At 51.2% G+C, this 23273-nt stretch carries 22 protein-coding genes; 17 read left to right on the top strand and 5 right to left on the bottom strand.

Annotation, left to right across the window (positions count from 1 at the left end):
• Positions 1-414 precede the first annotated feature (414 nt).
• The 3 genes from IEY53_RS27255 to IEY53_RS27245 are packed head-to-tail and all read left to right on the top strand — an operon-like array spanning position 415 to position 3535.
• The gene (locus IEY53_RS27255; protein ID WP_189030604.1) at positions 415-1440 is read left to right on the top strand and encodes an ABC transporter substrate-binding protein; all 1026 of its coding nucleotides are present in this window, start codon (positions 415-417) and stop codon (positions 1438-1440) included.
• 15 nt (positions 1441-1455) lie between these two features.
• A complete protein-coding gene (locus IEY53_RS27250; RefSeq protein WP_229696387.1) occupies positions 1456-2487 on the top strand; it encodes a FecCD family ABC transporter permease in 1032 nt (343 codons plus the stop codon).
• Entirely contained in the window at positions 2480-3535 is a 1056-nt protein-coding gene (locus IEY53_RS27245) for a FecCD family ABC transporter permease (protein ID WP_189030602.1), read from the top strand. The genes IEY53_RS27250 and IEY53_RS27245 overlap by 8 nt, the downstream gene beginning before the upstream one ends.
• A gap of 110 nt (positions 3536-3645) precedes the next feature.
• Here the strand turns inward: IEY53_RS27245 and IEY53_RS27240 are convergent, their stop codons facing one another.
• Positions 3646-4839 (bottom strand): serine hydrolase domain-containing protein, encoded by a 1194-nt coding sequence (locus IEY53_RS27240; protein ID WP_189030600.1) that lies wholly within the window; start codon positions 4837-4839, stop codon positions 3646-3648.
• 119 nt (positions 4840-4958) lie between these two features.
• Between IEY53_RS27240 and IEY53_RS27235 the strand changes: the two genes are divergently transcribed.
• From IEY53_RS27235 to IEY53_RS27225, 3 genes are read left to right on the top strand one after another with little or no spacing between them, the layout of a single operon-like run.
• Complete coding sequence (locus IEY53_RS27235; RefSeq protein WP_189030598.1) at positions 4959-5543, top strand: PadR family transcriptional regulator; 585 nt, start codon at positions 4959-4961, stop codon at positions 5541-5543.
• Positions 5544-5591: 48 nt separating this feature from the next.
• Positions 5592-6059, top strand: coding sequence for a DUF1801 domain-containing protein (locus IEY53_RS27230; protein ID WP_189030596.1), 468 nt, complete (start codon positions 5592-5594; stop codon positions 6057-6059).
• Entirely contained in the window at positions 6025-6261 is a 237-nt protein-coding gene (locus IEY53_RS27225) for a hypothetical protein (RefSeq protein ID WP_189030594.1), read from the top strand. The genes IEY53_RS27230 and IEY53_RS27225 overlap by 35 nt, the downstream gene beginning before the upstream one ends.
• Positions 6262-6527: 266 nt before the next feature.
• Here IEY53_RS27225 and hmpA read toward each other — a convergent pair whose 3' ends face one another.
• The gene (gene hmpA / locus IEY53_RS27220) at positions 6528-7706 is read right to left on the bottom strand and encodes an NO-inducible flavohemoprotein (RefSeq protein WP_189030614.1); all 1179 of its coding nucleotides are present in this window, start codon (positions 7704-7706) and stop codon (positions 6528-6530) included.
• A 149-nt stretch (positions 7707-7855) separates the two neighbouring features.
• Here hmpA and IEY53_RS27215 point away from each other — a divergent pair, with 149 nt between their 5' ends.
• Positions 7856-8314, top strand: coding sequence for an RrF2 family transcriptional regulator (locus IEY53_RS27215; protein ID WP_189030592.1), 459 nt, complete (start codon positions 7856-7858; stop codon positions 8312-8314).
• 73 nt (positions 8315-8387) lie between these two features.
• On the opposite strand, the gene IEY53_RS27210 is transcribed toward IEY53_RS27215, so the two are convergent.
• Positions 8388-8825, bottom strand: a complete 438-nt coding sequence (locus IEY53_RS27210) for a hemerythrin domain-containing protein (protein ID WP_189030590.1) — start codon at positions 8823-8825, stop codon at positions 8388-8390.
• Positions 8826-9138: 313 nt separating this feature from the next.
• Here IEY53_RS27210 and IEY53_RS27205 point away from each other — a divergent pair, with 313 nt between their 5' ends.
• The 10 genes from IEY53_RS27205 to moaA all read left to right on the top strand — a co-directional run bounded on the left by IEY53_RS27205 (position 9139) and on the right by moaA (position 21127).
• The gene (locus IEY53_RS27205; protein ID WP_189030588.1) at positions 9139-12813 is read left to right on the top strand and encodes a nitrate reductase subunit alpha; all 3675 of its coding nucleotides are present in this window, start codon (positions 9139-9141) and stop codon (positions 12811-12813) included.
• Complete coding sequence (gene narH / locus IEY53_RS27200) at positions 12803-14371, top strand: nitrate reductase subunit beta (protein WP_189030585.1); 1569 nt, start codon at positions 12803-12805, stop codon at positions 14369-14371. Before IEY53_RS27205 ends, narH begins: the two co-directional genes overlap by 11 nt.
• A complete protein-coding gene (narJ, locus tag IEY53_RS27195; RefSeq protein ID WP_189030583.1) occupies positions 14364-14930 on the top strand; it encodes a nitrate reductase molybdenum cofactor assembly chaperone in 567 nt (188 codons plus the stop codon). Before narH ends, narJ begins: the two co-directional genes overlap by 8 nt.
• Positions 14931-14932: 2 nt before the next feature.
• The gene (gene narI, locus IEY53_RS27190) at positions 14933-15613 is read left to right on the top strand and encodes a respiratory nitrate reductase subunit gamma (protein ID WP_189030613.1); all 681 of its coding nucleotides are present in this window, start codon (positions 14933-14935) and stop codon (positions 15611-15613) included.
• Positions 15614-15662: 49 nt separating this feature from the next.
• Positions 15663-16121, top strand: coding sequence for a GAF domain-containing protein (locus tag IEY53_RS27185; RefSeq protein WP_189030581.1), 459 nt, complete (start codon positions 15663-15665; stop codon positions 16119-16121).
• Positions 16122-16123: 2 nt separating this feature from the next.
• Complete coding sequence (locus IEY53_RS27180; protein ID WP_229696386.1) at positions 16124-17188, top strand: sensor histidine kinase; 1065 nt, start codon at positions 16124-16126, stop codon at positions 17186-17188.
• Positions 17189-17195: 7 nt separating this feature from the next.
• Positions 17196-17843: a response regulator transcription factor gene (locus IEY53_RS27175; protein ID WP_189030577.1), complete on the top strand. Its 648-nt coding sequence runs from the start codon at positions 17196-17198 to the stop codon at positions 17841-17843.
• Between the two features lie 22 nt (positions 17844-17865).
• Complete coding sequence (locus IEY53_RS27170) at positions 17866-18393, top strand: hemerythrin domain-containing protein (RefSeq protein ID WP_229696385.1); 528 nt, start codon at positions 17866-17868, stop codon at positions 18391-18393.
• 163 nt (positions 18394-18556) lie between these two features.
• Positions 18557-20056: an MFS transporter gene (locus IEY53_RS27165; RefSeq protein WP_189030574.1), complete on the top strand. Its 1500-nt coding sequence runs from the start codon at positions 18557-18559 to the stop codon at positions 20054-20056.
• Between the two features lie 54 nt (positions 20057-20110).
• Positions 20111-21127: a GTP 3',8-cyclase MoaA gene (moaA, locus tag IEY53_RS27160; protein WP_189030573.1), complete on the top strand. Its 1017-nt coding sequence runs from the start codon at positions 20111-20113 to the stop codon at positions 21125-21127.
• A 969-nt stretch (positions 21128-22096) separates the two neighbouring features.
• On the opposite strand, the gene IEY53_RS27155 is transcribed toward moaA, so the two are convergent.
• Both IEY53_RS27155 and IEY53_RS27150 read right to left on the bottom strand, forming a co-directional pair.
• Entirely contained in the window at positions 22097-22339 is a 243-nt protein-coding gene (locus tag IEY53_RS27155; protein WP_229696384.1) for a hypothetical protein, read from the bottom strand.
• A gap of 81 nt (positions 22340-22420) precedes the next feature.
• The gene (locus IEY53_RS27150) at positions 22421-23134 is read right to left on the bottom strand and encodes a YwiC-like family protein (protein ID WP_189030572.1); all 714 of its coding nucleotides are present in this window, start codon (positions 23132-23134) and stop codon (positions 22421-22423) included.
• Between the last annotated feature and the right edge of the window lie 139 nt (positions 23135-23273).

The raw sequence follows: 23273 nt of genomic DNA, 5'->3' as shown, positions 1-23273 counted from the left end.
GCACAGCCCAATCTTGGGGTCATACTTCGATAGCAGAAATGCACTTCGACTTAATCACCCGAGAATCCCACTGCTTTAGCTGTGGGAGTGTAAAATATTGCTTATGATCCCTATATTTATGAGCTTGTCGATGCCCCTTGTATTGCCAAAGGCGGGGATGGAGGAGGGGCGTCACACGGCGGATATCATATTCTGGGCGTGCTGCCGGTTTCTCCCCACCACAGGGATGAGAGCATCAAGGATCTTATGGCTGACGGGGATTTTGACTGTGATGTTTATGCGAGGCGTATGGTGAGGATCAGCGCTTCTTGACTGCGGGTATGCTTGAACTCAATAGTATTCAAATCGTAATGTTTCTGATATACTCTAAACGTAATGATTACTATTAAGTTGCAGACAAGGAGTTTTAACACAATGAAGAGTACGAAAAGGCTTGTTATCAGCATGCTGCTGACTGTTGCCATGTTAATTACTGCATGTGGCAATACGGCAGATGAAGAGGCGGCAGCTACGCAACAGCCGGAGCCGGCGGCAACCCAATCAGCTGCGGAAGCACCGGCGGATTCATTCGAGCCGCACCAAATTGTTGATGCGTCAGGAGCGGAGCTTGAATTCAGTACGAAAGTAGAGAAGGTAGCCTGCGTGGTCTCCCTTTGCGTGGATATATTGGCAGAGCTTGGTCTTGAGCCGATTGCGATTGCAGAGAGTGGTGTGCGCACCATTGCCACTGAGGACGAGTTCTACGGGGATAAAGGACAAGCTTTCGCGTCGATTGGCGGCAGCTTTTTTGAACCGAATCTGGAGGATATCGTAACAGTGAAGCCTGATCTAGTCATTGGTCTGCTTGGAGTACACGATGCCTTGCGTGAAGGGCTGACAGGTGTGGCACCCGTTTATTTGGCTGGGCCCAAGACGTATACAGATTCCCTTGCCGTTCTGGAAACGATTGGGAAGCTTACTGGAAAAACCGCCGAAGCTAAGGCGGCGGCAGAGAAGTTTCTGGACAAGTTGGATGAGGCGAAACAGAAGGTGCCCAAGGACAAAAAGGCACTTATTATGTATGGCTCCGATGTCAATTTCTCCATTGTAACCGACAGTGGTCTTGGCGGCTCCGTACTGAAGGAAGTAAGCAATTACCCCTTTAAGGTTAATGATCCGTCCGAAGATCCCTATGGGGAAGGCAGTGTTCAGTATTCACTGGAGAAACTGCTGGAAGAGGACCCGGATGTGATTTTTGTAGAAAGCTATTCCTACAGCCCGGGTACCAAGACCTTGTCCGAGCAAATGGGGGAGTTGCCGTTATGGAGCAAGCTTAAGGCCGTTAAGGAACAACAAGTGATCGAAGTCCGTTCTCCCATCTGGGGAGACGGTCGCGGTACCCGTTCGCTCGGTATTCTCTTGGACGAATCACTGGCAGCCTTATACCCGGATCTGTTCTAGGAGGCAGTGAAACCTATGCGAGCAGAACAACAGCTGCCCATGATCGGAAGAAGAAGTTTTCTTCTTCCGATTTTTATATTCGGCTCGCTGCTGGCAGCGGCAGCAATCATTAATGTAAGCTCAGGCGCACCGGAAATATCCTTGCAGGAACTGGCGGGCATTATTTTGTTCCGGACAGGCAGTGAACTGCAGCTTACAGTGATTTGGGAGATGAGAATTCCCCGTATCATACTAGGGCTGCTTGTCGGTATGATGCTTGGGGCTGCAGGCACCCTTATGCAGGCTGCAATGAACAACAAGCTGGCAGGGCCCGAGCTGCTGGGTGTATCTTCGGGAGCTTCGCTTGCGATGGCTGCAGTTACCGTGCTGCATTTGCCGGTTGCAGTCATTATACATCCGGTAATTGCCTTATTCGGCGGTCTTGCCGGCGGTCTTTGTGTCGTGCTGTCGGCAAGGGGCAGCCGCGGTACGGCAGGCATGCTTCTGATCGGCATGTCTGTATCCGCTATTCTAAACGGACTGCTCATTGTTCTGATTGCGCTGGCGACAAGCAATGACGTCAATCTTCTCTACACCTACTTGCTCGGCTCGCTGGCCAACCGCAGCTGGGAGCATGTCATTCGTATGCTGCCGTGGACCTTTATCGTGCTGCCGATCGCCTTCTTGTTCACCCGCACGCTTAATTTGCTGCAGCTAGGTGATGAAGCAGCCTCGGGGCTGGGGGTAAAAGCTCTTCGGGCACGTATTCTTATACTTGCCGTATGTACGGGATTGGTGGCCATAACGGTTGCCCAATGTGGTCCTATCGGGTACATCGCCTTAATTGCGCCCCATCTCGTCCGCTCCATGCTGGGAACACTGGATACACGCCAGGTCCTGCCGTTAGCCGTGTTAGCCGGGGGTGTACTGCTGGTGGCGGCAGATACGGTAGCCCGTTTGCTGTTCTATCCCTTGGAAATTCCAGTTGGGGTATGGACCACGCTGCTGGGCGGCGGATTGTTTCTGATGCTGTTTGTGAAGCGGCAAGGAGGGGGGAAGAATGAGTAAGTGGAGGAGCCTGGCGGCCGATCGGGGCAAAAGATTGACAGGGACGGTCTTTTTCCTTCTGCTGGGCATCATTTTGTTATTCGTCCTGCATATTGGACTTGGGAAAACGGTATTGACGCCCGAAGAAGTTCTGCGGGCATTGTTCAATCAAGGCGCTGAGGAGGGCTTTCGTCATATCGTCTGGAATTTGCGGCTGCCGCGAGCCTTGATTGCCATCGCTGCTGGCCTGATGCTGGGTACAGCCGGCGCCATCTTGCAGGTGGTCATGCGTAATCCGCTTGTAGAGCCTGGACTTGTGGGGGCATCTTCGGGAGCTGTACTGGCAGCCGTGCTCTGGATCAGCTTCGCTACAGATACTCTAGTCAAGGCTGTACCGCTGACCTTTGTCGCCTTGATCGGAGGGCTTGGTGCAGTGCTGCTGGTGAATGCACTGAATGCCGGGCACTCCGGCAACGGAACGCGGCTGGCTCTAATTGGTGTCATCGTGACGGCGATTTTGCAGTCGGCGGTCTCCCTATTTCTTCTTCAGGGACAGCAGGGGTTGTCCACCATTTTTTTGTGGACCTTTGGTTCCCTGAACGGGCGGGGCTGGAGCAGTTGGGCTGTGCTCTGGCCGTGGACTGTGCTGGGGCTGTTTCTGTCTATGGTCTATGCGCGCAAGGCTGAACTGCTTCAGCTGGGAGATCATACCGCAACCGGGTTAGGCCTTGCCGTTAACCGTTCACGGTTCATGCTGCTTATCATTGCCTCGGTCTTAACGGCAGCTTCTGTCTCGGTAGTAGGCGCAATTGGTTTTATCGGACTGATCGGACCGCATATTGCTTCATTGCTCGTGGGAAGAAAACCCCTGTTTTTGTTTCCGGTCAGTGCGTTGTTCTCGGCCCTGTTACTTCTGGTGTCCGACTGGATCGGACAAAGCGTCACCCTCAGGCTTCCACTTCCAGGCATGGAGAATCATCTGACAGGTCTGCCGGTCGGGGCAGTCACCACGCTGCTTGGCGCTCCATTTTTTCTGTTTCTTTTGCGCAGATCACTGGTGAAAAAATAAAGTATTGAGGGAGTCCCCAAAGCTGAAAATGGCTGCCGGGACTCCCTCTTATTTATAAATATTGTTATCTGACGCACCCAAATTGGCGCTTGCCTGGCAATTTGGGTGCGTCAGATGTCAACGGAACGGATTTTTTTAAGAGTATTAACAATCTCAATTAATGCCTTAAAACTTCGGACCATAGCGGCAGTTGATCCGAAATTCATGACGATGTGAGTGTCGCTATCCGGGTAGCTGAACATATGGGTGGCCAGAATGCCGATATGCCCCTTGAGACGAGGCAGTCCCTTTAGCATAAAAAAGAATTCCTCGAAACGAACCTCCATCATACCGAGACCATAATGGAGGCCTGTACGGAATTTATGGCTGAAGGATTCCATTTCCCGCAGCGAATCAGGGCGGAGAAGCTGTCCGTTTCGGAGCTTCTTTTGAAAGATCATAAGATCCTTGGGTGTGGTGATGATTCCTCCGCCGGCCCAGTCACAGCTTAGGCTTTGATAAGTGCTGATTTCTGTGCCATTCAACCAAATATCCTGAATTTGCAGTTTAGGCTGATTGTGGGGTTCAGAATAGAACATGAGATAGGAATCATCCATCTGTAAAGGGCCAAAGATCTCTTTGTGGAGATTAGCACTGAAGGATGCGCCGGTAACCGCTTCAATAATTTGGCCGAGCAAAATGTATCCGGTATCGGAGTAATGATAACGGGTACCCGGAATTCCGGTGGCCTGTTGGTGTTGTCTGGTGAAATCAACCAGCTGATCCGGTGTCCAGAACCGGCCGGGATTGGAGACGAGGAGTTCCAGGAAGGCAGGGGAGCCGCTGACAGGATCCTCCAAATAGTCGGCTACACCGGAGGTGTGTCCCAGAAGCTGCTTGAGGGTGACTTGTTCCGCATAATCAGTGCCTTTATATACAAAAAGATTGGTTAGTGCGGTGCCGGGCAAATACGCAGTAAGGGGATCGTGAATCGAAAGCTGTCCTTGTTCGGCCAGTTTCATAATTAACACAGCGGTAAATACCTTTCCAATGCTGGCTGTGTGGAAGGGCTGATTCGGTGCGATTGTTGCCCCATTCCCGGCAGAAATACTGCCGGCGGTGAAGCTGTAATGGAATCCCTTGCTTTCCACAAGAACCTGAAGACCGGTCTGCTGGCGGCTTTGGTGGAGCAGCTTCGTAAAATACGAGTCCAGATGCGCCTTGGCTTCCTCCGTAGTTATCGGCTTGGAAGATACTCGATATACTACATAAAGCAGCAAGAAAAGCAATCCCGCACTGATGAATACAATATAAACCGTTGGCATCCTGCGTACCCTCCTAAGGAAAGTGGAATCTGAAAGGAATAGATGTTACTATTAGATATATACCTAAGAGTAATGTATAGACAAGACTGAAGTCAATGCAGAAAAGGGAGATTACAGCAATGGAATATGTGGTGCTCGGTTTATTGATTCTGAAAAGTCAGACCCTGTATGAACTCAATAAGGCATTTCAACAGGGAATTGCTTTATTTTATAGCGCCAGCTACGGCAGCCTGCAAACAGCTCTGAAGAAATTAGTGAATCAAGGCAACATTGAGTTTGAAGAACAGGTGGATCAGGGACGGAATAAGAAGGTTTATTGTATTACCGATAAGGGGAGAGAGACCTTTATAGAATGGATGGGAGCGGAGCTTCCTGCCAGCAGACTGGAATCAACCGCTTTGTCGAAGGTGTTTTTTTTGGGGCTGATCGATGGATCTGAGAACAAACAGGCTATTATCCGGAAGATCATTGAGCAGATCCAGCGAGCGGTGGCCGAGCTTCAGGAAATGGATGAGGCTTACCGGAAATTGGAGGTTCAGGCACCCTATCAAGAGATTTTTTCTTATCAGATCAAGACCCTGGACTATGGAATTCAATCCCATACCTATGCCAGGAACTGGTTTGAAGAGCTGCTCACGGAGCTTGAGCGTATTGAAGCGGGCATCGGGCCCCAGCCGAACAAGGAGAAGTGGAATCTGGATTGAAAGTTATTTATAATTTGCAGTAGTGCAGCCACGAATGGAGGAAACAGAATGAAATACGAAGCCGACAGCCCGGAAGAGTACATAAGCCAGTTGCCGGAAGAACGAAAGGAAGCCATGGAGAAGCTCAGGCGCACGATCAAGGACAAGCTCCCGGCAGGTTATCAGGAAACCATGTCCTACGGAATGCTGACTTATGTGGTGCCCCACTCCCTGTATCCGCCGGGATATCATGTTAATCCGCAGCAGCCGCTGCCCTTTATTAGCATAGCTTCCCAGAAGAACTTCATCGCGCTTTACCATTTAGGACTGTATATGTACCCCGAGCTCCTGGAATGGTTTCTGGGAGAATATCCGAAGCATGTTCAGACGAAGCTCGATATGGGTAAATCCTGTGTTCGTTTCAAGAAGGTTGGCAGCATTCCGTATGATCTTATTGGCGAGTTAAGCGGAAAGATCACGGTTGAGGAATATATCAGTATGTATGAGACAGCCACTGACAAAACAAAGAAAAAATAATCAAAGTTTTTCTTGGTATGAGATCATCGGCATTCACGAGAATCTGCTGTTCGGCTATCAGGAGTTTCCGGCAGTGGTTGAGGAACCTCCGTTTGCGGGGAAGCTGAACACCTCCGGTACGCCGCAAGACTGGAAGGACTCGAGAAGCAACAAGAAAACAGGCGATTCTCCGTGCCGGGAGAGTCGCCTGCTTCTCTGTTAGTTTTTGGGGTTATATAAGCTGAACAAAAGAAAATAACAAAAGGCGAAAAGGAGGAAAGGGGAAGTTTGGAACTGTAGGAGCGATAGCGACCGCCCGAAAGCTTTCCGGAGGAAAGCTCGCATCGTAAGCATAAGCTGTCTTCGAATTTCAACCATAGATAGGGGTTAAATTGAAGAAATTTGAAGACGGGCAGCGGCCGGAAGTCCAAACATTCACCGTAGTGACGATTGAAGCTTAAGTTAGCCTCTTAAGTTCATCTTATATAGCTATTCTGAAATCTGAATGGCAGGACCAAAGAACTCATAATGAATCTGTTCTTCCTTCATGCCCAGGGCTCTCAGGCTGCGGATCATCGCTTCCATGAATGGAACCGGACCGCATACATAGGCATCTCCTGTGGTATCAACATAAGATTCCAGTACTTCCTGAGTAATGAAACCATTCGGCTCAGTCGCATAGAAGATTTGATGTTTCAGATTGCTCATGGATGTTGCATGGTTCTCCACATCTGCACGGAAAGCGGCAAGCGACTCATTGCGTGCAGCATGCAGAAATACCGTAGGGCGCTCTGGGGTTGCTGTGGCCACAGTACCCAGCATACTGATCATCGGTGTGATGCCGACACCGCCTGAAATAAAGGCTACAGGTGTAGTTTTGGTCGCATCTAGCACGAATTCGCCGGCAGGAGGGCTAACCTCAACCGTATCGCCTTCATTTACCTGATTGTGCAGGTAGACCGAAACCATGCCGTTCGGGTCATTGTCCGCTTCGCGTTTCACAGAAATACGGAATTCATCCGGCTTGGAGGCCTGGGACAAGCTGTACTGGCGGATCATGGTATATTTCTCACCCGGGATGGAGACGCGAAGAGAGATATACTGACCGGCTTGATAGGCAGGAACATTGGAGTGGTCTGCCGGCTTCAGATAAAAGGAGGTAATGATATCGCTTTCTTGTACCTTCCGCGCAACAATAAACGGTTTGAAGAAGTTCCAGCCGTTCTCCTGCTCGCGTGCTTCTTTGTACATGTTCGCTTCAACGCCGATGAAGGCATCTGCAATAACGCCGTAAGCTTCTTTCCAGGCATCCAGAATCTCATCCGTTGCCGCGTCGCCGAGAACTTCCTTAATGGCTCCGAGCAGATATTTGCCGACAATCGGATAATGCTCAGGCTTGATCCCGAGACTGACGTGTTTGTTTGCAATCTGTACTACTGCCGGAAGGATGTTCTCCAGATTATCGATGTGAACAGCCGCGGCATACACCGCATTGGCGAGAGCGGTCTGTTGGCGGCCCTGGGATTGGTTGGCGTGATTAAAAATATTCAGCAGCTCAGGATGGGCCTCAAACATATTCCGGTAAAACACCGTTGTAATAGTTGTACCATGTTGTTCCAGCACCGGGGCTGTGGATTTGACAATGTCTCTGGTTCTTTGCGATAAAATGTGAATCACTCCCTCTCGATTTATGAATCTAATATATACTGATCTTTACGTAAAAGATATATTTAAAATACCACTTTAACAAAATGGACATATTATCACTATCGACATGTAATAAAGATCATATACTATGATTTTGAGGTGAATATTAAATGAGACTTACCATGTACACCGATTTTTCCTTGCGGATTCTCCTTTACCTCGGGGCGAAAGCGCAGAGCGAGCTGTCTACGATCCAGGAGATTGCGGAAGCCTACCATATTTCCAAGAACCATTTGATGAAGGTGTCCCATGAGCTGGGCAAGGCGGGTTATATTGAGACGGTTAGGGGACGGGGGGGCGGCATCCGGCTGGCCTCTGCACCCGAAGCGATCAATATTGGCGAGGTGATCCGCCGGATGGAGGATGATTTCCATCTGGTTGAATGTTTTAACCCTGCGGGGAACAGTTGTCCGATTGCACCGGTCTGTGGTCTTAAGGGAGTGCTGGGCCGGGCGCTTCAAGCGTATCTCCAGGTGCTTGGCGAATATACACTTCAAGATTTACTTGCGAACAAACATGAGCTGCAGGGGCTTCTGCAGCCGGGGGAGAACCTGCAGCCCTTAATATAGCTGTTTTTCATAACAACAAACAACCAGCCAGTCTCCGTTTGGGGGACTGGCTGGTTGTTTGTTGTTGTCTATATCAGACCTGCCGTTTCTGGACGGGCTGTTCAAACAGAAGGCGTTCTTCATCCCGGCTGTGGATGGCGTTGACGACCAGAAGCGCGTGGAACTGCTGAAGAACCTCCGGCGACAAGCCGGTTTCCTTGATCCTGACTTTGATATCAGCCACGATCGTCCGGAGGATATCGTGGTCCCGCGTAAGCTTGGCTACTGCGCCTGCCAAATCGGGATTGCCCTCGACCATTTCCTGATAGAATCCGTCTTCTTCCGCATCGGCATGGCTTAATATCCGGGTCTCCCAATAATCGATCAAATGGTCGGCCGCCTGGCGCGCCACTTCAAATTCCTTCATTTCGAGCAACTCTTCCATTTCTTCGGTTTTTGTGACAGCACCCGACAGCCCTCCTTCATGAATGGCATGATGGGCATGCAATTGCCGCAGTGATGGTCCTGCCATACAGCTTCATCCTCTCCGGTTTTTCACTCAGTATACCACACAAGAAAGCAAGGGTTTCCGGGGTTAGGACATCCTCTTCCACAAAAGAGGGAACTCCCTGAGGGCTCATGGCTCCTGCTGACGGAGCATTTGCCGCCACAGCGCCCGGCGCCGCGTTTTCTCGCGACAGATCAAGGGATTTCCCGTGCTACTATAGGACATTCCCTAATGGGAACAAATGCGTTGGACCTCCATAATAAAAGTAATTAAAAATTAATTTAGCAGGTGGAGACCCATCCATGTCCTTCATTTTGAAAAGGAGTGTTCGCAATCAATGAAAAAGAAATACGGTCTCAACTTTTTTAAACCGATCGAGAGCTATTCGGGAAATTGGTCGATTCTTGAGGAAAAAAGCAGAGATTGGGAGAACATGTACCGCCAGCGCTGGTCGCATGACAAGGTAGTCCGCACAACGCACGGCGTGAATTGTACCGGTTCCTGCAGCTGGAAGGTGTTCGTGAAGAACGGGATCATCACCTGGGAGAACCAGCAGATCGATTATCCCTCATGCGGACCGGACATGCCGGAGTTTGAACCCCGGGGTTGCCCGCGGGGAGCGACGTTCTCCTGGTATGAATACAGTCCGCTGCGTGTGAAATATCCCTATATGAGAGGGAAGCTGTGGCGGCTGTGGACAGCGGCTGTTGCGGAGCATGACAATCTGGTTGACGCCTGGGCCAGCATTGTTGAAGATCCCGAGAAAGCCAAGCTGTATAAATCGGCGCGCGGAAAAGGCGGGCATATCCGTGTGAACTGGGATGATGCGCTGCGCCTGATCTCGGCCCAATTGATTTATACCATACGCAAATACGGTCCTGACCGGATCGCCGGCTTCACGCCGATTCCGGCCATGTCGATGGTCAGCTATGCCTCGGGAGCGAGATTCATTTCGCTGCTGGGCGGCCAGATGCTGAGCTTTTATGACTGGTATGCGGATCTGCCGCCGGCCTCGCCGCAGATTTGGGGGGAACAGACGGATGTACCCGAATCCTCCGACTGGTACAATGCCGGTTATCTGATTATGTGGGGTTCGAATGTGCCGTTGACACGGACACCGGATGCCCATTTCATGACAGAAGTGCGTTACAAAGGAACCAAAGTGGTATCGGTGGCCCCGGATTTGGCGGAGAACGTCAAGTTCGCCGACAACTGGCTAGCCCCGAACCCGGGTACTGATGCTGCCGTGGCCCAGGCCATGACGCATGTCATTCTGGATGAATTCTACAAAGACCGGCAGGAACCGATGTTCATCAATTATGCGAAGCAATTTACAGATATGCCGTTTATGATTCTGCTGGAGCCGCATGAGGATGTTCTCAAGGGCGGACGTTTCCTCCGGGCGAGCGACCTCGGCGATAACTCCCCGCATGCGGAATGGAAGCCAGTCATTTATGACGAGGCGGCCGGAGAGCTGATGATCCCGAACGGCACAATGGGCCAGCGCTGGGAAGAAGGGAAGAAATGGAACCTGATTCTGGAGCGGGAAGACGGGACCAAAGTGGAGCCGGCGCTGTCGGTGGAGGCTTACACCCCGCAGTGGGAAGAGATCGTCTTCCCGTACTTTGACAATGCCGGAAACGGGACATTCAAGCGGACCATCCCGGTTATGAAGGTGCAGCTGGCGGACGGTTCGGAGCGGTATGTTGCGACAGTCTATGATTTGATGATGAGCCAGTACGGTGTGGCGCGCACGAACAGCCCATACAACGCCAAGGACTATTATGATGAGACCTCCCATTACACCCCTGCCTGGCAGGAAAAAATTACGGGTGTGAAACCAAGCGTCCTGGTGCAGATTGCCCGCGAATTTGCCCAGAACTCCATTGACACGGGCGGCCGTTCCATGATTATTATGGGCGCCGGAATCAATCACTGGTTCAACAGTGACACCATCTACCGTTCGATCCTGAACCTGGTGATTCTGACTGCCTCGCAAGGAGTGAACGGCGGGGGCTGGGCGCATTATGTAGGCCAAGAGAAACTCCGTCCAATCGAAGGCTGGTCGACCATAGCTTTCGCCAAAGATTGGCAAGGTCCGGCCCGGCTGCAAAATGCGACCTCCTTCTTTTATTTTGCCACAGAGCAGTGGAGGTATGAGGAAAGCGGGACAGACAGCTTGAAGTCGCCAACCGGCGGAGAGGTTGCCTATCAGCATCCAGCCGACTATAACGTTCTGGCAGCGCGGCTCGGCTGGTTGCCATCCTTCCCGCAGTTCAACAAGAACAGCCTGTTATTCGCTGAAGAAGCTGCACAGCAAGGAAAGAAGACCAATGAAGAGATCGTCAGCCACACGCTGGAGGAACTGAAATCGCAGAAGACCCGGTTTGCCGTGGAAGACCCTGGAGCACCCGAAAATTTCCCGCGTTCCTTATTCATTTGGCGTTCCAATCTGATTTCCAGCTCGGCCAAAGGGCAGGAGTATTTTATGAAACACTTGCTTGGAGCTTCCGACGGACTGCTGGCCGAGCCGAATGTGGATCAGAAGCCGGAGGAGATCGTCTGGCGTGAGGATGTGGAAGGCAAGCTGGATCTGATGGTGGCTCTGGATTTCCGGATGACTACCACTCCACTGTATGCGGATATTGTACTTCCGGCGGCAACCTGGTACGAAAAGACCGATTTGTCGTCCACGGACATGCATCCGTTTGTGCATCCCTTTAATCCGGCAGTCAATCCGTTATGGGAATCCCGTTCCGATTGGGATATTTACCGCCGTCTGTCCGAGATCTTCTCGGAGCTGGCCAAGGAGCACCTTCCCGGTGTGTATAAAGATCTGGTCGCATCCCCGCTGGCTCATGACAGCATCGGCGAGATTTCGCAGTCCATGGGGTTGGTGAAGGATTGGTCCAAAGGAGAGATCGAAGCGATTCCCGGCAAAACGATGCCAAATCTCAGCATTGTCGAACGCGACTATACCAAAATTTACGATAAATATATCTCGCTTGGACCAAATCTGGTTGTGGGCAAAGCGGGAGCGCACGGCATCAGCTTTTCGGTTGCCGAGGAATATGAGGAATTGAAACGAATCAACGGGACTTATTATGATGAATCGATCAAAAACGGACTGCCCAAGATTCAAACCGCCCGCCAGGTCGCAGATACCATTCTGCATCTGTCCTCAGCCACCAACGGCCGTTTATCCCAAAAGGCCTATGCGCAGGCAGAGAAGGATTCCGGTGTGGTGCTATGTGATATTTCGGCAGAACGGGCTGCGGAGAAAATAACGTTCCAAAGCATTACAGCCCAGCCGCGGGAAGTGATTCCGACCCCGGTATTCAGCGGTTCGAACAAGCAGGGCCGCCGCTACTCGCCGTTTACAACGAACATCGAACGGCTCGTTCCGTTCCGCACGTTGACGGGGAGACAACATTTCTATATTGATCATGAGATTTTCCTGCAGTTCGGGGAATCGCTGCCTATCTACAAACCGACTTTGCCGCCGATGGTCTTCGGCCCAAGCGACAGGGAAGTGAAGGGCGGCCAGGATTCGCTGGTCCTCCGTTATTTAACGCCGCATGGCAAATGGAATATCCATTCCACCTATCAGGACAATCAGCATATGCTGACGCTGTTCCGCGGCGGGCCTACCGTATGGATCAACAATGATGATGCGGCTGCGCATGACATTGCCGATAATGACTGGCTGGAAGTTTATAACCGCAATGGTGTGGTCACTGCCCGGGCGGTGGTCAGCCACAGAATGCCAAGAGGCACGATGTTTATGTATCACGCTCAGGACAAGCACATTCAGGTGCCCGGCTCCGAAATCACGGATACGCGCGGCGGAAGCCATAATGCCCCGACCCGGATTCATCTGAAGCCGACGCAGATGGTTGGCGGATATGCCCAGCTTAGCTATGGTTTCAATTATTACGGCCCGATCGGCAACCAGAGGGATGTATATGTGGCTGTACGCAAAATGAAGGAGGTCAACTGGCTTGAAAATTAAAGCGCAAGTAGCAATGGTAATGAACCTGGACAAATGTATCGGCTGTCATACCTGCAGTGTGACCTGCAAAACAACATGGACCAACCGCAAAGGCGCAGAATACATGTGGTTCAATAACGTTGAGACCAAGCCGGGGATTGGCTATCCGAAACGCTGGGAGGACCAGGAGCTCTATAAAGGCGGCTGGCAGCTCCGTAAAGGAAAACTGGAACTGAAGTCCGGCAACAAATTGTCCAAGGTGGCGCTAGGGAAAATCTTCTATAACCCTGATATGCCGGAGATGAAGGATTATTATGAGCCCTGGACTTACAATTATGAGCATCTGACGAATGCCGGTGAACAAAAACATTCACCGGTTGCAAGAGCGCATTCGGCTGTAACCGGAGAGAAGATGGATCTGGAGTGGGGCCCGAACTGGGAAGATGATCTGGCCGGGGCGCATGTTACCGGACCGCTTGATCCGAACATCCAGAAGATTGAGGAAGAGATCAAGTTCAACTTTGAGCAGTCCTTTATGGTCTATCTTCCGCGCCTCTGCGAACACTGTCTGAATCCCAGTTGTGTCGCCTCCTGCCCATCCGGGGCCATGTACAAACGGGAAGAGGACGGAATCGTCCTTGTCGATCAGGAAGCTTGCCGCGGCTGGCGTTACTGCATGACTGGCTGTCCTTACAAGAAGGTCTACTTCAACTGGCAGACCAACAAAGCGGAAAAATGTACGTTCTGCTTTCCTCGTGTAGAAGCGGGCCTGCCTACGGTCTGCTCCGAAACCTGCACGGGACGTATCCGCTATCTGGGCGTTTTGCTGTATGACGCGGACAAGGTGCTTGAAGCGGCCTCCACACCGGATGAAAAGGATCTGTACAAAGCCCAATGCGACCTGTTCATGGACCCGAATGATCCGGAAGTGATTGCACAGGCCCGTAAAGACGGCATTTCGGAAGACTGGATTGAAGCGGCGCAGAATTCCCCGGTCTACAAGCTGGCGATCGAGCATAAGCTGGCATTCCCGCTGCATCCGGAATACCGGACGCTGCCGATGGTGTGGTATGTGCCGCCGCTTAGCCCGATCATGAATTATTTTGAAGGGAAGGATTCCCTGAACAATCCGGATATGATTTTCCCGGCGATTGAAGAGATGCGTACACCGATTCAGTACCTGGCCAATATGCTTACGGCGGGGGATACGCAGACTGTGAAGGAAGCTCTGCAGCGGATGGCGATGATGCGCTCCTATATGCGTGCTGTACAAACGGGCAAGGAATTCGACCACAGCCGTCTGGAACGGGTGGGGCTGACTGCCCGGCAGACGGAGCAGATGTACCGGCTGCTGGCTATTGCCAAGTATGAAGACCGGTTCGTCATTCCGACTTCGCATAAGGAGCAGCAAATGAACCCATATCGTGCCCAAGGCTCTGCCGGATACGGGGATCTTATGGGAGATATGGGGGGCTCCGGCTGTGATGGCTGCGGACCTGCCAACGTGATGGACACCAAACCCAAGACCGGCAAGGAGATGTACGAAGAGAACTTCTACGGAGGGATTTGGCGTGATTGATTTAAATAAGCTCTACGATTACAAGCCGTCATTCGGGTTCTACGCCAGGCAGCTGATGTACCCGGAAAAGCTGGATTTTCATCCGGCTTGTCTGGAGGATGCCTTCGGAGAAGGGCATCCGTCTCTGCCGAATGTCAATAAATACTGGTCGCTAATGCAGGAGTTCAGCCTGGAAGATATCCAGGAGTTATATACCGAAACCTTTGATTTCCAGAAGGACTGCGCCCTGTATATGACTTATTTTAAATTTGAGGATGCCAAAGAACGGGGGCAGCTGCTGGCGAAGATGAAAGTGCTGTATGAAATGTTTGGCCTTGAAATGCCTGAAGGCGAGCTGCCGGATTTCCTTCCGCTTATGTGCGAGTTCCTGTATGCAGCGGAGTGGAAGGGGGACCCGCGGGCTCCCGAGAATTTCCGGATGCTGCTCGCCGTGCTGGAGGATGGCACCTATCATCTGCTCCAGGCACTGAAGAAAAATGAAAGCCCCTATGCTGAACTGGTGCAGGGACTGCGCGAAACCTTTAAAGTTTGCAGAGAACAGGGGGCCCTCAACCAATGAGGATGGTCGATCAATTTCTATGGGTTATTTTCCCTTACATGTGTATTGTTATTTTTATTGTGGGACATATTTTCCGCTACCGGCGTGATCAGTTCCATTGGACAGCCAAATCCAGTGAGTTCATTGAGAAAAAACAGCTGATGGTCGGAAGTCTGCTGTTCCACCTCGGGATTATCCCGGTTGTTTTTGGCCATGTGGCCGGGCTCGGCATTCCGAAATCCTGGATGAGGGCTCTGGGAGTCAATGACCATCTGTATCACATCGGTGCAGTTTATGTTGGCGGGATCTTTGGCGTGGTTACGCTGCTGGGCATGCTCATCCTGACCTCGCGCCGGTTCACGATCCGCAATGTGCGCCGCCTCAGCTCGGCTTCCGATTTGGCGGTCAATGTCCTCCTGCTGTTTATTGTTTTTATGGGCCTTTATGCCACACTCGTAACGAATGCAGTGCAGCCGGAATTTGATTACAGATCCTCCATTTCCATTTGGTTCCGCGGCTTGTTTATTTTGCGGCCGGACCCGTCGCTCATGACAGATGTGCCATTCTCCTTTAAGCTCCATGCGCTTACCGGTTTTGCCATTTTTGCCTTCTGGCCATTCACCCGGCTTGTGCATGTATGGAGTGTCCCGTTGAATTATGTGGGCAGAAGCTATATTCTATATAGAAGAAACAAATCGAAATAAAGGAAGGAAGACCAGATCTTCTGTTCCTGTTCAATTAGGAGATCGAACGATGAAGAATAAGGTGGATTACCAGCTTGAACTGGACCAAATCCGTAACGTTTTGGGTTATGATTTCATGGCGCTTGCACTTGTTGAATCGGCAGAATTCGATTATGTGATCAAATGGAAATATGCCTCCGGCAATTTGAATGACCGCTTCAAACGGATTGTGCTCCGGTCCGGCAGGGGTATCGCGGGACTAGTGTTCAAGACCGGAAAGCCGTTACTGCTCTCTTCCGTTCGAAATCAGGTGGGACTTAACCATTTGTTCAAGTATCCGATTATCAAATCGGAAGAACTGGCCAGTATTGGAGCCGTGCCGCTGTGGAATGATGCCCGTGTTGCCGGTGTACTACTTGGAGGATTCCGCAGCGGATTGCAAGTGAATGAAGAACGGCTTGAAGAGTTGAAGAATTATGCGCAAAAAGGAATTGGAGACTTGAACGGGAAGGAACTGTTGCTAAGTTGATGATGCCTGCAGGTACAGATCAATTGGGTTCATTGATGACGAAGCTGTTTGAGAACAGCACGGAAGCCATATTCTTCTTTGATAAAGAGGGGCAGGCCCTTGCGATGAATCCGGCTGCCGAGGATATTGTAGATAGCGATATCCTGCGGCAGCTGTACCAAGGGAACTCCCATGCCTTATGCGGAACCTGCAGAGGATATACCAGTGAGACAGAGCTTCGGACCTGTCTCAACTGTTATTTCAGTTCCTCGGATATGGAGGACATCCCCTCTTTTCAAGTGTATCTGGAGACTAAGGATAAAGGAATTATTCCCTATGCCGCCTCTCTGCATTTAATCGATCAGGAGAACAGCATCCGTGTATTCATGCTGAGGGATTTGACAAGACAGTTCAAGACACAGGAGAAGCTGTACCAGAACAAGATGATGAAGCATGTGATGGAAGCGCAGGAGAATGAGCGCAAACGGATCTCCCGTGAGCTTCACGACAGTGTGGCCCAGGAATTGATGAGCGCCGTAGTGGATCTTCGGGTGCTTAAATACATGACGGCCGATGACCAGCTGCTCAAAAAAATGAAGCAGACCGAGGCCCTGATGACCCGGCTGCTTCAGGACATCCGCAACCTTTCGGTGGAGCTGCGCCCGGCTGCACTGGATGATCTGGGGCTGGAGGCCGCTTTCCGTTCCCATTTCAAACGGGTGGAGCAGAATTACGGTCTGGTGATCGAATACGAATCCTGCCTTTCCGAGAAGCGCTACAGCAACGAAATAGAGACCGTAATCTACAGGGTCTGCCAGGAAGCCCTGCTGAATGCTTTAAAGTATGCACAGGTAGATACCGTAAAAGTGACATTGTTAGAGGAGAAAGATATGCTGCAGCTGACTGTGGAAGACGAAGGGATCGGTTTTGATCCGGAGGATGAGCCGGAAGGAACGGGTCTTGGCTTGTACGGCATGCAGGAACGGGCAGAACTGGTTGGCGGAAGCTTCAGTCTGATTTCAAATGTCGGCAAAGGTACAAAAGTCCTCTTGCGGGTTCCTGTCGGAGAGCATAAAGAGGAGGCGTAAACTCAGGATGAAGGTAGTGATAGCGGACGACCATGCGATTGTGCGCAGCGGGTTCTCGATGATCCTGAACTTTCAGGATGACATTGAAGTCATCGGGGCAGCGGCTGACGGGATTGAGGCCTATGCCATGGTGGCCAAACACCGGCCGGATATACTTATTATGGACCTCAGTATGCCGCCGGGAGAAAGCGGGCTGATCGCCACCGGCAAGATCAAGGAGGATTACCCGAACACCAAGATTTTGATTCTGACCATGCATGATGATGAGGAGTACTTGTTCCATGTACTAAAGAATGGAGCCTCCGGTTATGTGCTGAAAAGCGCACCCGATGAGGAGCTTCTGCTGGCCATCCGCACCATTTATCAAGGCGGGACCTATATCCATCCCAAAATGGCCACCTCACTCGTCCGCGAATTCTTCAAAAAGGACAAGACGGTTCACACGGAAGATCCCTTTGAGCTGCTTTCCAAACGTGAATTGGAGATCCTGCCGCTCATTGCCAAGGGCTACGGCAACAAGGAAATTGCCGAGAAGCTGTTTATCTCGGTGAAGACGGTGGAAGCCCACAAATCCAAAATCATGGAAAAGCTGAATTTGGCCAGCCGGCCCGAGCTGGTTGAATATGCATTGCGAAAGAAACTGCTGGATTTTTAACAGAGGATTGGAGGGAGCTTTCGTGTCAACCTTTGGAGAACTGAAGTTTACCCTGCCCGCCATGCGTATGCTGGAGAATGAACACCGCTATCTTTCCTATCTGATGCAAGAATGGCATGCCCATGTGCTTTGGTTCGAAGGTGAAGGGCTGTCATTGGCCGAAGGCCGCAGGCGGCTCGTTGAGCTGCGCAGACTAATCAGGGAATTTATGATTCCGCTCAACAAGCATACAGAGAAAGAAGAGAAATACTTTTTCCCGATGCTTGGAGCCTACATAGGATTTGAACAAGGGCCGCTCGTCGGAATCCAGGAAGAACACAAAGAAATTGATGCCTTTATCGGCCATTTTCTCCACCATACGGATGATGAGCCTGAACAGCTTCCACTTATGGCGATCCAAGCAGCGGTCCGGGATGCCGGAGAGGCTTTTGAAATATTGACCGTACACTTTGTAAAAGAGGAAGCGGTCATATATCCGATGGCAGAACAGCAATTAAGCGCCAAGGATCAAAAACGCCTGAATGAGCAATTAAATACACTTATTACTTAAACAAGCAAGCTGCTTCTATTACAGAAGCAGTTTTTTTGTTTTTCGGGGTTTCCCCTGTAAGGGAGAGGGGACTCCCCTATATCTGAGAAGGCATTAGGCCATATACAATAGGGACAGGAAGTTATATGCAGACATTCGGCAGCAGAAATGAAAGGTGAGTTGAATGGTTAAAAAGATGCAGTTGCCGCTACAAACATTGAATTTGATTGTTGGTTTTATGGTGTGGGTCCTTCTCTCCTCCCTGATGCCCTTTATTACCGAGGACATCCAGATCCCCACAGAGAGACTGGCCATGGTGACCGCCATTCCGGTGGTGCTTGGCTCGATCCTGCGTATCCCGCTTGGGTATTACGCGAATTTTTTGGGGGCGCGGATTATTTTTCTGGCCAGCTTTGTGCTGCTCCTGTTTCCCGTCTATTTTATAAGTGAGGCTTCCAGCTTCAGTCATTTGGTTATTGGCGGTTTGTTTCTGGGGATTGGCGGAGCTGTCTTTTCCGTCGGGGTAACTTCACTCCCCAAGTATTACCCCAAGGAGCGGCACGGCTTTGTAAACGGGATTTACGGAATCGGGAATCTCGGAACAGCAGTCACTACCTTTTCGGCACCGATTGTAGCGACTCAGGTTGGCTGGTCTTTGACGGTTAAGCTGTATCTGATCCTGTTGCTTGTATTCATTGTCTTGAATTTCTTATTCGGAGACCGTCATGAGGCCAAAGTACGGACACCGATTGTCGAACAGATCAGAGGGGTGATCAAGAATGAGAAGCTCTGGCTGATCTCATTGTTCTATTTCATAACCTTCGGGTCCTTTGTAGCCTTCACCATTTATTTGCCGAATTTTCTGGTCTCCAATTTTGAATTGGAGAAAGTCGATGCAGGGATGCGTACAGCGGGCTTTATTGCGGTTGCTACGTTCTTTCGCCCAGTCGGCGGCTGGCTGGCGGATAAATTCCAGCCTTTATTCCTTCTGATTGGCACGTTCGCCATTTATACCTTTGCGGCCATTATTCTGGCTTTTATGCCATCCATGGGCCTGTATACCGCAGGCTGTCTGGCGATTGCTGTAAGCGCAGGGGTTGGGAATGGCGTTATATTCAAATTAGTGCCCTTGTACTTCAACAAACAGGCAGGTATTGCCAACGGATTTGTTTCCATGATGGGGGGCCTGGGCGGATTTTTCCCGCCGATTATGCTCTCAGCTATCCATTCGCTTACCGGCCAGTATTCCATTGGTTTCATGCTGCTGTCCCAAGTGGCTCTAGCCAGCCTGGTGCTGGTGGTATGGCTGTATTTCCAGGACCGTCTGGCTTTGACCTCCGAGGTGTTCAATTCAACCGGACAAGGGATTCTCGTTACCGATCCCAAGGGCATCATCAAAGCGGTCAATCCCGCCTTTACGAAACTGACCGGGTTTGAGGAACAAGAGGTTCTGGGCAAGCAGCCGAGCGTCCTGAAGTCGGGCAAACAGCCGAAGGACTTTTACCGCGGAATGTGGCAGGCGCTCAAGGAACAAGGCATGTGGCAGGGAGAAATCTGGAACAAGCGCAAAAACGGCGAAGAATACCTGCAATGGCTGAATATCGCCGCCGTCAAAGACGAAAGCGGAGAAGACGTCCGGTATGTAGGCACGTTTACAGATATCACCGGGCATAACAAAACATAGAGCTGTTAGTTCATCTCCGCCTGTTAGCCCAACTGGAAAGGAAAGGTGAGTCGCATGAGTTTGCATACACCCAAAGATCAACTGCTGCGACCCATTCGTGATTTGCGGATTTCGGTAACGGACCGCTGCAACTTCCGCTGTTCCTATTGCATGCCCAAGGAAATATTCGGTGATGATTATGTATTCCTCCCCAAAAGCGAATTGCTGACCTTTGAAGAGATTCACCGTCTGACCAGGCTGTTTGTCTCTTTGGGCGTAGAGAAGATCCGGCTGACCGGCGGCGAACCGCTCATGCGCAGAGGCCTTCCGGAGCTTGTGTCAGCAATTGGCACCGTTTACGGTGTGCAGGACATCGGCTTGACGACGAATGGAGTACTCCTTGGGCAACAGGCCGGGCCTTTGTTCGACGCAGGCTTGCGGCGGCTGAATGTTAGTCTGGATGCGCTGGATACCGAACTTTTTAAGCAGCTGAACGGGCGGGGAATAGCGCCGGAGTTTATTTTGCAGCAGATCGATCATGCCGTTGCTGTCGGTTTTGAGGTCAAGGTCAATATGGTGGTGCAAAAAGGGGTCAATGATTCGGAGATTCTGCCGATGGCTGCCTATTTCAAGGCACGCGGGATTACTCTTCGTTTCATTGAGTTCATGGATGTGGGTCACGGCAATGGCTGGAGCTTTGAAAAAGTGACCCCAAAAGCAGAAATTCTGGAACGCCTTCAGAGCGTCTATGAGCTGTTGCCGGTGGACAGCAACTATTTTGGAGAAGTAGCGAAGCGTTACCGCTACAAGGACAGCTCCGCCGAAGTCGGTTTTATTACTTCCGTATCTGAATCCTTCTGCTCCTCCTGCACCCGTGCCCGTCTGTCCTCCGACGGGAAATTCTATACCTGCCTGTTTGCCGCGCAGGGCTTTGACCTGCGTGGGCTGATCCGCAGCGGTGCGGATGACCGTACGGTACTGGCCGCGATTACCGAAGTCTGGGAGAAACGTGCTGACCGCTATTCGGACGAACGCACAGAAGAGACGGCGCGGTCCAAAGAGAGAATCAGCATGTCCTACATCGGCGGTTAAACGGATGAATAGAGCGGATCATACTAACTAAGGGACTGCCCCATAAGCCATGAAATGGCTGTTTGGGGCAGTCATTGTTGTTTGAGGCAGGAATTACGTGTGCACTTGGCGTAGACGCTCCGTGAAGGGAGCGTTGTTTGTCTTTAGGTCGCTATGCTCGTAGGGATGTAGTCTGCGCGCTCTTCTCTAGTTGAGGGAAAAAGGTAATTCAACTGGAGAAATGCCTTCTTTCGGGCCGCCCGACGGTGGTTTGGGCGGAGGGAGAGGCAAAAATGCCTCTCCTGGGCCGCCCGACGGTGGTTTGGGCGAAAGGAGAGGCAAAAATGCCTCTCATGGGTCGCCCGACGGTGGTTTGGGCGGAGGGAGAGGCAAAAATGCCTCTCCTGGGCCGCCCGACGGTGGTTTGGGCGAAAGGAGAGGCAAAAATGCCTCTCATGGGCTGCCCGGAGGCGATTTGGGCGGAAAGAGAGGCAAAATTGCCTCTCGTGGGCCGCCCGGAGGCGGTTTGGGCGAAAGGAGAGGCAAAAATGCCTCTCGTGGGCCGCCCGGCGGTGGTTTGGGCGGAAGGAGAGGCAAAAATGCCTCTCATGGGCCCACCAGCGGTGGTTTGGGCGGAGGGAGAGGCGAAAATGCCTCTCATGGGTCGCCTGGAGGCGGTTTGGGCGGAAAGAGAGGCAAAATTGCCTCTCGTGGGCCGCCCGGAGGCGGTTTGGGCGGAAAGAGAGGCAAAAATGCCTCTCAAGGGCCATCCTGTGGTGGTTATGCGCGGAAGGGGGGCCCTGGATGTGCAGCTGATGCTAGAACGCCGCCCTGGCCCCCAAAACACAAAGCCGCGAATCTCCAATGACAGGAGAATCGCGGCTTTGCTGTCTTTTGGCAGTTTCAATAATTCAAGAAGAAACCGCTATGTGTAGAGGAAGCTGAACGATTAGGGATTCGCCTAATCCGCAGCTGCTTACCGGATCGTATTCAGCTAGCTATTGATGGAACCTGACTGCGGATCGTCTTTGGCGAACTCAAAGTTCCGGAGCCCACCCGGCGGCGGATCTCCTCTTCAGTTAACTCCTGACCGATGGGGGCAGTCGGGATTTCCTGGGCGCCTTCCTCGATTTCGGTCCGCTCCACCCGGGCGAAACCTGCGTTGGTCTGACGGCCAATCCGTTCACTTTCCTCCCGGGTCAGGAATTTCTTCTCTTCTGATTCCAGTGGCATGGATGATGTCCCCTTTCCAGTTAAGTATTTAACAGTAATACCCAAATGGGAACAGAAAGAAACACCAAAGCTGCCGTCCGGTTACATACAGAAAATAACTACAAGATATAACATGGCTGAGAAACCGATCTCGCTGATTCCGGTCTGCTTGGCGGTAACCCCTGTCTTAGGCAGAATGATGGCCCGCAGCAGGAGTACAACAAGCGGGGCCGCAGCCACAGCAGGCCAGAACAGCAGTCCCAGCACCACCATGATAATATGGTAGATGACAGATGCGTAATAATAGTAGGGATTCTTGCGTTCCCGTATGATTGTTTTTACATAAAGCGCGGTACCGATAAAATAAAGCACAGACAATACGAACAGACTTGTCGCCATTTCCCAGCTTTCCCCTTCACCCACATAAAAAACGGGATACACCATTAAACAAAAGGCCAGGATCGCGGAGATATCATTGAGCAGGGCACGTTCATTTTTGGTTTTTGCAAAATACACATTAACGGCAAACAGCGGGATAAGCGGCAAGGCAAACCAGAAAAGATTAGGAACGGAAATGATCATATAAAGGATAAACGGAACCAGTAAGGCACCGTATATGAGGACAGGTTTACCGTATCTGTCAGATCGTCTGGTTTTTACCCATTGGAGCAAGGGAAAGCTGAATAAATAGATTAGCAGCCAGCAGACAAAAAGCGGGATATGCAGGTAATGTCCCCCGGATGCCGCCACCCCGAACAGAAATGGCAGGATGAGCATGGCCCAGGCGCCGTGCTGATTGGGTATGTATCTTTTCATGAATATAACCTCCTACACTGAACTGTTATTCCAAAAACTACGAACCTGCCGAAAGCGGGCAGATATCTTAACTATAAGAGCTGGAGCCCGCCCGGTATTGTGACCAGACACACAGATCACTGAACGTTCATATTCCTAT

The organism is Paenibacillus albidus, assembly GCF_014644435.1.
GTDB lineage: Bacteria > Bacillota > Bacilli > Paenibacillales > Paenibacillaceae > Paenibacillus_AQ > Paenibacillus_AQ albidus.
Note: the sequence above shows the minus strand (reverse complement) of the source record. Positions and strands in the feature narration are given on the sequence as shown.